The sequence below is a fragment of the Acidimicrobiia bacterium genome, from assembly GCA_009694375.1.
GTDB lineage: Bacteria > Actinomycetota > Acidimicrobiia > Acidimicrobiales > VFJN01 > VFJN01.
The window spans coordinates 22,437-32,506 of sequence record SHVB01000007.1; the positions used below are offsets into that span (position 1 = coordinate 22,437).

General features: G+C 65.2%; 10 protein-coding genes. 9 read left to right on the forward strand and 1 reads right to left on the reverse strand.

Annotated features, from left to right (window positions below; all coding sequences use genetic code 11):
- Positions 1–23: 23 nt before the first annotated feature.
- The 4 genes from EXQ71_06225 (at position 24) to EXQ71_06240 (ending at position 4,259) form a co-directional block, all read left to right on the forward strand.
- Entirely contained in the window at positions 24–899 is an 876-nt protein-coding gene (locus tag EXQ71_06225) for an ROK family protein (GenBank protein ID MSO87101.1), read from the forward strand.
- 20 nt (positions 900–919) lie between these two features.
- Positions 920–1,243 carry a hypothetical protein gene (locus tag EXQ71_06230; protein MSO87102.1) on the forward strand — a complete coding sequence of 108 codons (324 nt, stop codon included), beginning with the start codon at positions 920–922 and terminating at the stop codon, positions 1,241–1,243.
- Between the two features lie 44 nt (positions 1,244–1,287).
- A complete protein-coding gene (locus EXQ71_06235; GenBank protein MSO87103.1) occupies positions 1,288–2,289 on the forward strand; it encodes a hypothetical protein in 1,002 nt (333 codons plus the stop codon).
- Positions 2,290–2,999: 710 nt separating this feature from the next.
- On the forward strand, positions 3,000–4,259 hold the full coding sequence (locus EXQ71_06240) for an acyl-CoA dehydrogenase (GenBank protein ID MSO87104.1): 1,260 nt from the start codon (positions 3,000–3,002) through the stop codon (positions 4,257–4,259).
- A 251-nt stretch (positions 4,260–4,510) separates the two neighbouring features.
- On the opposite strand, the gene EXQ71_06245 is transcribed toward EXQ71_06240, so the two are convergent.
- On the reverse strand, positions 4,511–5,050 hold the full coding sequence (locus EXQ71_06245; protein ID MSO87105.1) for a hypothetical protein: 540 nt from the start codon (positions 5,048–5,050) through the stop codon (positions 4,511–4,513).
- A gap of 353 nt (positions 5,051–5,403) precedes the next feature.
- Between EXQ71_06245 and EXQ71_06250 the strand changes: the two genes are divergently transcribed.
- The 5 genes from EXQ71_06250 to EXQ71_06270 all read left to right on the forward strand — a co-directional run bounded on the left by EXQ71_06250 (position 5,404) and on the right by EXQ71_06270 (position 10,070).
- Entirely contained in the window at positions 5,404–5,934 is a 531-nt protein-coding gene (locus EXQ71_06250) for a hypothetical protein (GenBank protein MSO87106.1), read from the forward strand.
- A gap of 201 nt (positions 5,935–6,135) precedes the next feature.
- The gene (locus EXQ71_06255; GenBank protein ID MSO87107.1) at positions 6,136–6,591 is read left to right on the forward strand and encodes a cell division/cell wall cluster transcriptional repressor MraZ; all 456 of its coding nucleotides are present in this window, start codon (positions 6,136–6,138) and stop codon (positions 6,589–6,591) included.
- A 178-nt stretch (positions 6,592–6,769) separates the two neighbouring features.
- Entirely contained in the window at positions 6,770–7,759 is a 990-nt protein-coding gene (rsmH, locus tag EXQ71_06260) for a 16S rRNA (cytosine(1402)-N(4))-methyltransferase RsmH (protein ID MSO87108.1), read from the forward strand.
- Between the two features lie 98 nt (positions 7,760–7,857).
- The gene (locus EXQ71_06265; protein ID MSO87109.1) at positions 7,858–8,238 is read left to right on the forward strand and encodes a hypothetical protein; all 381 of its coding nucleotides are present in this window, start codon (positions 7,858–7,860) and stop codon (positions 8,236–8,238) included.
- Entirely contained in the window at positions 8,235–10,070 is a 1,836-nt protein-coding gene (locus EXQ71_06270; GenBank protein ID MSO87110.1) for a penicillin-binding protein 2, read from the forward strand. Before EXQ71_06265 ends, EXQ71_06270 begins: the two co-directional genes overlap by 4 nt.

The following is a 10,070-nucleotide window of genomic DNA, read 5'->3' on the forward strand; positions in this document are numbered from 1 at the left end:
CCAGCCCCAGTAACTTCGGGGCGATGCAAGGAACCGTGTTGGCGCTGGATGTCGGGGGCACGAAAGTGGCGGCGGGCCTGGTTGATTCCGCCGGTCGATTGCTGGCGCGGGCCAGTCGGCCGACGCCCCCGGAGGGCACCGGAGAGGAAGTGTTTGCGGCGTTGCTCGCCGTGGCCGCGGCGGTGCGCCAGGGCGACGAGGTGGCGGTGGGGGTGGGCAGTGGCGGTCCGATGACCTTCGGGGGCGAGATGGTGTCGCCGATCAACATCCCCGGCTGGCGCGAGTTCCCCCTGCGGGCACGGCTCCAGCAGAGCCTGGGGGTTGATGTGCACGTGGATAACGACGCCAAGGCGTTGGCGGTGGCCGAGGCATGGGTCGGGGAGGCGCAAGGAGAACGGAACTTCATGGCCATGGTGGTATCCACCGGCGTTGGCGGGGGCATCGTGCTCGATGGCCGTCTGCTGGACGGCGCGGCAGGCAACGCCGGGCACATCGGTCACGTGATCGTCGAACCCGATGGCGCGCGCTGCGCTTGCGGCGGTCGTGGGTGCCTGGAAGCGGAGGTGTCCGGTACGGCGATACAGGCCCGCACGGCTCGTCCGGCCGCCGAGGCCGATGCCGCCGAGCGATCTCGGACCGGCCAATTGGTAGGGCGAGCGGTGGCGTCGGCGGCGGCCCTACTCGATCTACGCCTGGCGGTGGTGGCGGGTTCGGTGGCCCTTGGCTTCGGCACGGCGTTCTTCGAGGCCGCGCAGGCTGAACTCGACCGCTCTGCTCGTATTGGATTCATCCGCGGTGTGCGCATTCGTCCCGCTCGTCTTGGTGATGCGGGTCCATTGGTGGGCGCGGGTGGCTTGGCGTGGCGGGCTCTCGGTCACTCCGTGGGGATAGCTCCCTGACCTCGGTGGTGTCCGGGGGCATGGATCCCACTTATCCGCCGGAGGCCACTGTCTATCGTGAAAAGGTGCAGGCGTTTCTCGCCGAGCATCTCCCGACGACCTGGCAGGGGATCGGCGCCTTGCCGAGTCGTGAGGTTGAGCCCTTCCCGAAGGCATGGCGAGCCACCCTTTATCAACGTGGACACAAGGGCGGCTTTATCTCGTGGGTCTTCTCCGGTGAGGACATCTGGGGCCAGACCGCCGTGCTGTCGAGTGCCACCGCTGCTGCGGTGGAGGAGCTGTTCGCCTTTGCCGGTCGGTATCAGTGCAGCCGATGGCAGGTTCGGTTCCCGATGTCAGGGTAGAGTCGTAAACCGGTGTTTGTAGTGGCTCAAAACGAGGGGTTCAGGTGAAACGTTTTCGTGTTGTAGCGGTTGTGGCCGGTTTAGCGCTGGTTGGTGGGATTCTCGCACTGTCGGGTTCTCCTCCCTCCGATGCCGATCAGTTCCCCGGAGCGAACGGCAAAATCGCCTACACCCAACGTGTTGGCTGCGACGTCTGCTACCAAATCCGGGTGATAAACGCGGATGGTACCAACGACACCCAACTCACAGCCGGCGACAGCGAACTTGAGCCGTCGTGGTCGCCTGACGGTACCCAGATCGCATTCACCAGCGACCTGGATATTTGGGTGATGAACGCGGATGGCACCGATCAAACCCGGGTCACCAACAACGTCGCCAACGACCGTGGGCCGTCGTGGTCGCCTGAGGGTACCAAGATCGCATTCGTCAGCAACCGGGATGGCAACAACGAGATTTATGTGATGAACGCGGATGGCACCGATCAAACCCGGGTCACCAACAACGTCGCCAACGACCGTGGGCCGTCGTGGTCGCCTGACGGTACCAAGATCGCATTCACCAGCGACCGGGATGGCAACCCGGAGATTTATGTGATGAACGCGGATGGCACCGATCAAACCCGGGTCACCAACAACCTCGCCTACGACGCTGAGCCGTCGTGGTCGCCTGACGGTACTAAGATCGCATTCAATAGCGGCGATGGTTTGTTGGTCGACTTCGACGTTTGGGTGATGAACGCGGATGGTACCGGTCAAACCAAGATCACCAACAGCGGCGGCAGAGATTATCAGCCGTCGTGGTCGGCGGACGGTACCCAGATCGCATTCGTCAGCGACCGGGATGGCAACCCGGAGATTTATGTGATGAACGCGGATGGCACCGATCAAGCCCAGGTCACGACCACCGCAGAGGGGTTCAGTGGCGCACCGGCGTGGCAGTCGATCCCGGTCGTGGTACCAACCACGACAACCACGACAACCACAACGGTAGCCCCATCTGATGTGGCGGCAGTGGCCGTTGCTGCTACCCCCGCATTCACCGGATAGCCAACGGCTGGATAGGACAGTCGCAGCGATAGACGTGGCGCGGCCCGTGGTGGCCACAACAACAAATCAGGGGCCGCGCTCCATGTGAACCGGTCATGCTCCATGGGCGGTCCACGAAACTGTCTGCTGGTTCGCGGTCGTTTTATAAACGCGATCACGTTGATGTCATGCACGCTGCCATCCAGCCGTCACGTTCCACGATACGAAACGAGATGGTTACCGAACGCGTAGCTGCGTGAAATTTCGTAACCGAACCCGCCGGTGTGGATCATATAATCGGGTTGCCAATCGCCAAACGCCATCGACCGACACCGGAACCGAAACGTTGCCATCGGTCGTTACAATCCGACCCTTTTTGCGATACGTCGAGTTGATCGAGTGTTGCAACCGGATCACCGAATCGGGTGAGATCGCGCCGGCCGCCTGGACCGCGAGGCTTCTGCCCGTCAGGTAACCCTGGGGCTGAGCCGGGCCGGAGCCCGTCGCGATGAGTATCCCCATTTTTTGGTCCATCGAGATCGCCCTGTGCGACGCAACAAACAAGTGGCTGAACTCGACCGCTCTGCTCGTATTGGATTCATCCGCGGTGTGCGCATTCGTCCCGCTCGTTTTGGTGATGCGGGTCCATGGGTGGGCGCGGGTGGCTTGTCGTGGCGGGCTCTCGGTCACTCCGTGGGGATAGCTCCCTGACCTCGGTAGTGTCCTGGGGCATGGATCCCACTTATCCGCCGGAGGCCACTGTCTATCGTGAAAAGGTGCAGGCGTTTCTCGCCGAGCAGCTCCCGACGACCTGGCAGGGGATCGGCGCCTTGCCGCGTCATGAGGTTGAGCCCTTCACCAAGGCTTGGCGAGCCACTCTCCATGAACACGGCTACCTCGCGACCTCCTGGCCGAAGGAGTTCGGTGGTCCTGGGCTTACTGCGCTGGAACAGGTGATCCTGGCGGAGGAGTTTCAACGGGCCGGTGTGCCAATGGGTGGCATGAATGACGTCTTCTCCATTCAGATGGTGGGCAACACGATCCTTGATTGGGGTCGGGAAGACCAGAAGCGCCACTTCATCCCGCGGATCCTCTCCGGTGAGGACATCTGGTGCCAGGGGTACTCGGAACCGAATGCCGGATCCGATCTCGGCAACATCGGCTGCCGGGCGGTCCTCGATGGCGACGAATGGGTGATCAACGGTCAGAAGATCTGGACCTCGGCGGGGCACCTCGCTAACTGGATCTTCGTGCTCACCCGCACCGATCCGGACGTGCCGAAGCATAAGGGCATTACCTTCCTCCTGGTGCCGCTCGACCAACCCGGCATCGACGTGCGGCCGATCAAGATGATCTCGGGGGAGTCGGAGTTCAATGAGGTGTTCTTCACCGACGCCAAGTGCGCCAAGGAGAACGTGATTGGCGAAGTCAACGGCGGATGGGGTGTCGCCATGACGTTGTTGGGCTACGAGCGGGGCGAGGCGGCCGCCACCTTCCCGCTGATGTTCCGCACCGAGCTCAACCGTCTCATCGCCCTGGCCCGGGAGCGAGGGGCCACCGCCGATCCGGTCATTCGCCAGCGCCTAGCGTGGTGCCACACCCAGGTGGAGGTCATGCGCTTCCTTGGGCTGCGCACCCTCACCCAGTTCGTGCAGGGGCATCAGCCCGGCCCGGAGGGCAGCACCTTCAAACTCTTCTGGAGCGAGTACCACAAGGTGGTGAGCGAACTAGCCATCGACATCCTTGGGCCCGATGCGATGACCCCGGATGGCCGGTGGCCGGCGTCGTCGTTCCAAACCGATGATCCAGGCGCTCCGAACGACAGCGCCAGTTGGGTGGGTACCTTTTTCAACGCTCGGGCGGGCACGATCTACGCCGGCTCCAGTCAGATCCAACGGAACATCCTGGGGGAGTTGGTGCTCGGACTGGCGAAGGAACCGCGTGGCGCCACGCCTCCCACCTGGCGAGACGAGCAGGCGGTGCGGTCCTGACGCGAAAGTGGATTGGTCGAGCGGTGGGGGAGGTGCTGGCGCATCCGAGTCTGTGGGGCACGGCCCTCCGGCAGGGATATCGGATGGCCCGCCCGGGGTGGTGGCGACGGGCGCCGTTCCTGCCGGTCCCCGACGAGGGCTACCTGCGCTTTCGCATGGAAACCGCCTACGGGGGCGCGGGGGATCAGGCCCCGGAACCGGGCCACCTCATCACCTACCTGCGCTGGTGTCGAGCGTCGAAGGGGTAGGGGTCAGCCGCGGGCGGCGGCGTGGCTGATACGCCAGCCCTTGCGCTTGGAGAGCGAGCCTCGCTCGGGCCAATCCTCCCGCGGCAGCGGCGCCACGCCGAGAGGCGCGGGGGCAATGAAGCGTCCGGAGATCTCGCCGCCACCGGTGATGCGAATCGTGTTGGTGGCGGCGTCGTAGTGCCACCCTTCCGAGCACGGCCGGAGGGCCTGTCCGGATTCCCAGGTGACGGCGATAAACCAGCCCGGGCAACCAATGGAGTTGCAGCGCAGGCGGGCGCCGGTGGTACGGCCTTCGATGTCGCCAGACTTGGAGGTGACAACGATGCCCTCGGCGATCTTGCCGTCGGCATCAAGGGGGAAATCGTCGGGCCAGCGACCGGCGCTGGCCTTGTGGGCAGAGGCCCGCCCCTTCGTGGGGGCCTTGGGCGGCAGGGCACCGAACTGCAACCAGGTATCGCACTTCGAGCATTGGTAGCCAGGCTCCCCATCGCGCCGCTGCAGGCGCAGATTCACATCGGTCTGACACTGCGGGCACACGGACATGAGGCGCTCCTGGTTGCTCGACGTAGCGGCGATCCCCGGCCGCCCGGCTGCCTAGTCTCGCCCAAATCGACTCCGGAAGCCTCATTGAGGCATCGCGCCGATGGTGAAGTGGGCCCTGCGACGGCGGTGAGAGGTAGGCTGAACGAAATGTCTGGGGCCGTGGTGCTCAATGCCTCCTGGTGGCGGTGTGGTGCGATGGCTCGTCATGGGGCCGGCGTTGCTCGTCGGATCGCGTCGGCGGCGGGCTCGGCTTGACCTGGTCCATCGAACGATTCCAGGAGCCTCCGTCGGTCTCCCACGCCCGGCCGCTGCCGGTCGCGCCCCACCGAGCGGTGTGGGTGTTTGAGCCCACCGTGGCCGCAATGGTGCTCGGGAGCACCCAGCAGGCGGAGGTGGCCGAGGGCGACCATGAGGTGGTGCATCGGCGTAGCGGTGGGGGTGCGGTGCTGGTGGTTCCCGGTGAGGTGCTGTGGGTGGATGTGTTGGTGCCGGCCGGTGATCCGCTTTGGGACGATGATGTGGGTCGGGCCTTCGGATGGCTGGGCGACCTGTGGTCGGCGACCCTGGCCCAACTTGGGGTGGCCACGACGGTCCACCGGGGTGCATCGCGCCGATCACCGTGGGGTGATTCGGTGTGTTTCGCGGGCCTCGGGCCGGGGGAAGTAGTGAACGCCGCCGGCCAGAAGGTGGTGGGCATGGCCCAGCGCCGCACTCGGTCAGTGGCGCGGCTGCAGTGTGCGGCGCTGGCCCGCTGGGATCCGGAGGCGGTGGCGGGGTTGTTGGCGTTGCCGACCCCGGCCGCTGATGATCTGCGGTCGGTGGCCGCTGGCGTGGGCGTACCCCTGGACCGGCTGCTGGCGAGTTTTCTGGCGACCCTGCCCTAAGCCAATCAACGGGTTGTTGGTGGGAGAGGTCGACCGCCTGACCCTCGCCTCAACGCGTTTCGTGGGATGGCGCGCGCTCCTCGTGGTGTGCCCTGGTGGGGGATAGTGGTTGACGATGGTAGGAAATTGGCATACGATGGCTCATAGCGGCACGGGAGAGGGCTCTTGTGGGTTCCGCTACCTAGCGAGGCAGTAACCCCCATGGCCAAGACGAGGCCCCGATTTGTTGGGACCCACGAGCACGGATTGGACGACAAGGGCCGCATGGTCCTGCCTGCCAAGATCCGAGCTCAATTGGGGGAAAGTGGCATGGTGGGGATGGCCGAGGGCTGTCTCGGCCTCTGGACCGTCGACGGGTTCGACGACCTCGCCGATCGCTTGTGGAAGTCGGTGGATCAAGGCGCCACCGCTGGCTCCGTGTTGCGAACCTTCATGGCCTACGCCGCGGAGGTAACCCCCGACCAGCAGGGACGGGTGGTCATCCCCCAAGTCCTGCGCGACTACGCCGGTCTCGGAACCGATGTCGTGGTGAACGGTCGGCGCGATCGAGCCGAGATTTGGGCCAAGGCTCGTTGGGATGCGCTGGTCGGGCCGATGACCGGCATCTCCTCCGAGCGTTCCACCGTAAGCGACGCGTTTGCCGCCCTACGCCTTTGATCTGGACCGACCCAACGACCGAGAGGAGAAAGACGACAACCGAAAACGTGCGAGGAGCGGTATCGCTCCCCTGCAGTCCCTCGGGCAGGGTGATGGAAGGCCCCCTCTCCACCCGCTTCCCATCGAGTCCGTTCCGGGGAACTACCTCGGCGGACAAACGCTGTCCGGGGAACTGCAGGTGAGCGATACCAACCACGACTCCCCCCACGGGTTCCGGCACCAGCCGGTCCTGTTGGAGCGGATCGTGGCGCTCTTCACCCCGGTACCCCCTGGTTGGTTGGTAGATGCCACTGTTGGCGGTGCGGGGCATGCGACGGCGCTGCTGGAGCAGCACCCACACCTCAAGGTGCTGGGGCTGGACCAGGACGGCGACGCCCTCACGGCGGCAGCAGAGCGGCTTCGTCCTTTCGGGGACCGGGCGCTCCTTCACCGCAGCCGGTTCGACGCCTTGGACGACATTGTGAAACAGCTTGGAACAACTCCAGTGAGCGGCGTGCTCTTCGACTTGGGGGTGAGCAGCCCCCAACTCGACCGCGCCGACCGCGGCTTCAGCTACCAGCACGACGCGCCGCTCGACATGCGGATGGATCAGCGCCAGCAGCGCTCGGCCGACGACATCGTGAACCACACCGATGAGCGCGAGTTGGCTGGCCTCCTGCGCGCCTATGGCGACGAACGCTTCGCCAATCGGATTGCCAAAGCCATCGTCCGAGAACGTCCCGTGGAAACCACCGGGCAGCTCGCGGAGATCGTGCGGGACGCCATCCCGGCCCCGGCCCGTCGGACCGGGGGCCATCCCGCCAAGCGCACCTTCCAGGCCATCCGCATCGCGGTGAATGCTGAACTCGATGTGCTGCCGCAGGCGATAGACGCTGGTCTGGCGGTCCTCCAGCCCGGCGGGCGCTGTGCGGTGCTGGCGTACCACTCGGGCGAAGACCGCATCGTGAAGGAGCGCTTCCGTCACGGCGCTACTGGGGGTTGGAAAGGTCCGGCCCACCTTCCGCCACCGAGCGATATCCACCCCACGGTTCGACTGCTGAAGGCAGGGGCCTGGACGCCGGCCGACGACGAAATCGCCGCCAACCGCCGCGCCGCCAGTGCCCGCCTGCGGGCCGTCGAAAAGCTTGTCCCCATCACCGCCGATCACGATTCGACGTCGGTCACATGAGCCCGCTCAGCGCTCGCGCCCATGTGTCCTCGGCCGCACCGTCGCGTTCCCCGAGCGCGCGACCCAAGCCTTCGTCTCGCCCCGGACACCTGCGCGTGGTGGTCCCCTCCAAGCGCCCCCACCTCCGCGTCAGCCCAGGTTTGGTGGTGACGTCGCTGTTGATGGTGGTTTTGGTGACCTTCGGTGTAGCCATCGCCCAGGTCTTCGTTGCCCAGAGCCAGGTTCGGCTTGACCAGATGGAAGAGGAACTCAGCCTCGAACAGGATCGCTATCAGACCCTTCGCAAGGATGTGGCCGAACTTGAGTCGCCCATTCGCATCGTGGCCGCTGCCGAAAAGCAAGGCATGGTGGTTCCTGAAGACGTGGTGTACCTCCAGCCCTCCACCCCGGAGGTCGAGGGGGCCTCGCCGACCGGAGGGGTCGAAGCGGACACTGCTTGGTCCACGGTGAAGCCGTTGCTGGCGGCACCCGCTCCATGACGTCACTGCGCTCCAGCGCCAACGCGCCCCGGCCCCGGCGGCGGATCGGCATGATCTTGGTTGCCCTCCTCGTGGGCTTTGGCGGGATCTCGGTACGGCTCGTGCAGGTCCAGGCCCTCGGCGGAGATCGCTTCACCGACTTCGGCACCTCGCAGCGGATGCAGACAATCGTCTTGCCCGGTGTCCGGGGGTCGATTTTTGACCGCAACGGCAACGACTTGGCGGTGAGTCTGGCGCAGAGCACGATCTGGGCCAACCCGACCCTGATCGCCCATCCGGTCGAGGTAGCGGCGGCACTCGCCGGACCGCTGGTCCTCGACCCCGCCGCCACCGCCGCCCTAGCCGGACGCCTCGATGGCCGGAACTCCGGTACCCAGTTCGCCTATGTGGCGCGTCAGGTTGATGACTCCGTGGCCGACAGCGTGGCCAAACTCAAACTCCCCGGCATCGCGTTCCTCGAAGAATCGAAGCGCTTTACCCCGGCGGATTCGCTCGCCCACTCGGTGCTCGGCGGCGTGGGGATTGACAACCTTGGTCAGTCCGGTCTCGAGCGGCAGTACAACGAGTTATTGAGCGGTACTGAGGGTCAACTCATCATCGAGACCGATGTCCAACGCCGGGCCCTGCCCGGTGGCGAGCACGAACTCAAAGCGGCGCAGCGCGGCGAGGATCTCGTGCTCACCATCGACCGCTCGATGCAGTACGAGACCGAGCGGGCCCTCCGAGCCCAAATCGAGGCCAAGGATGCCCAGGGCGGCATGGTCGTGGTGTCACGTCCCGAAACGGGCGAGATCCTCGCCCTGGCCAACTTTCAGCGCGATGCCGAGAGCGGCGAACTAGTGGCCACCGGAAACAACATGGCGGTCACCACCGTCTACGAGCCCGGATCGGTGAACAAGGTGATCACCGTGGCGGCGGCCATCGAGGAGGGTCTCGTCGTCCCCGAGACGCTCATCAATGTGCCCGACTCACTCCAGGTAAGTGACCATCGCTTCAGCGACTCCCATCCCCACCCCACCGAGGACTACTCCGTTACCCGGATCCTGACGGAGTCTTCCAATATCGGCACGATCAAGCTGGCCCAGATGCTCGGTGGTGATCGGGTGGACTCGTACCTGAGGCGCTTCGGCTTCGGGACGGCCACCGACCTGGATTTTCCCCATGAGGCGGCGGGTATCCTCCTCGATCCTGACGACTACAGCGGCACATCGATCGGGGCGATCCCGATTGGTCAAGGCATCGCGGTCACTGCCATGCAGATGCTCGAGGCCTACAACGTGCTGGCCAACGATGGCCTGTACATGCCTCCGCAACTCGTGATGGCCACCGTGGATTCGGCCGGGCAGCGCCATGAGGTTCCCTCGGGCAAGCCCCATCGGGTGGTGTCGGCTACGACCGCCCGTCAACTGCGTGCGATGCTCGTCAACGTGGTAGCCGAAGGTACGGGGAAGCGCGGGGGCATCACGGGATACACGGTGGCCGGTAAGACGGGTACCGCCCGCAAGCCATTGCCCCAGGGCGGCTACCGGGATGGGGCCGGCAACTACCACTATGTGGCTAACTTCGTGGGCTTCTTGCCGGCCGACAATCCCGAACTATCGATCATCGTGGTCATCGATGAGCCCAGCGCCGACATCTTTGGCGGCACAGTGGCGGCCCCGGTGTTCGCCGATCTCGCTCAGTACGGTATGCGCCTGCTGCGAATCCCGCCGCCGAGGGCTACCACGGCCGGTGCGGTTGAGGGGTCGGCTCAAGAGATTGTTGCGGTGGTGGAGCAGGAACGGGTTCGGGCAACCACCGCCACCTCGACCACCATCGCTGCCGGCGGTTGA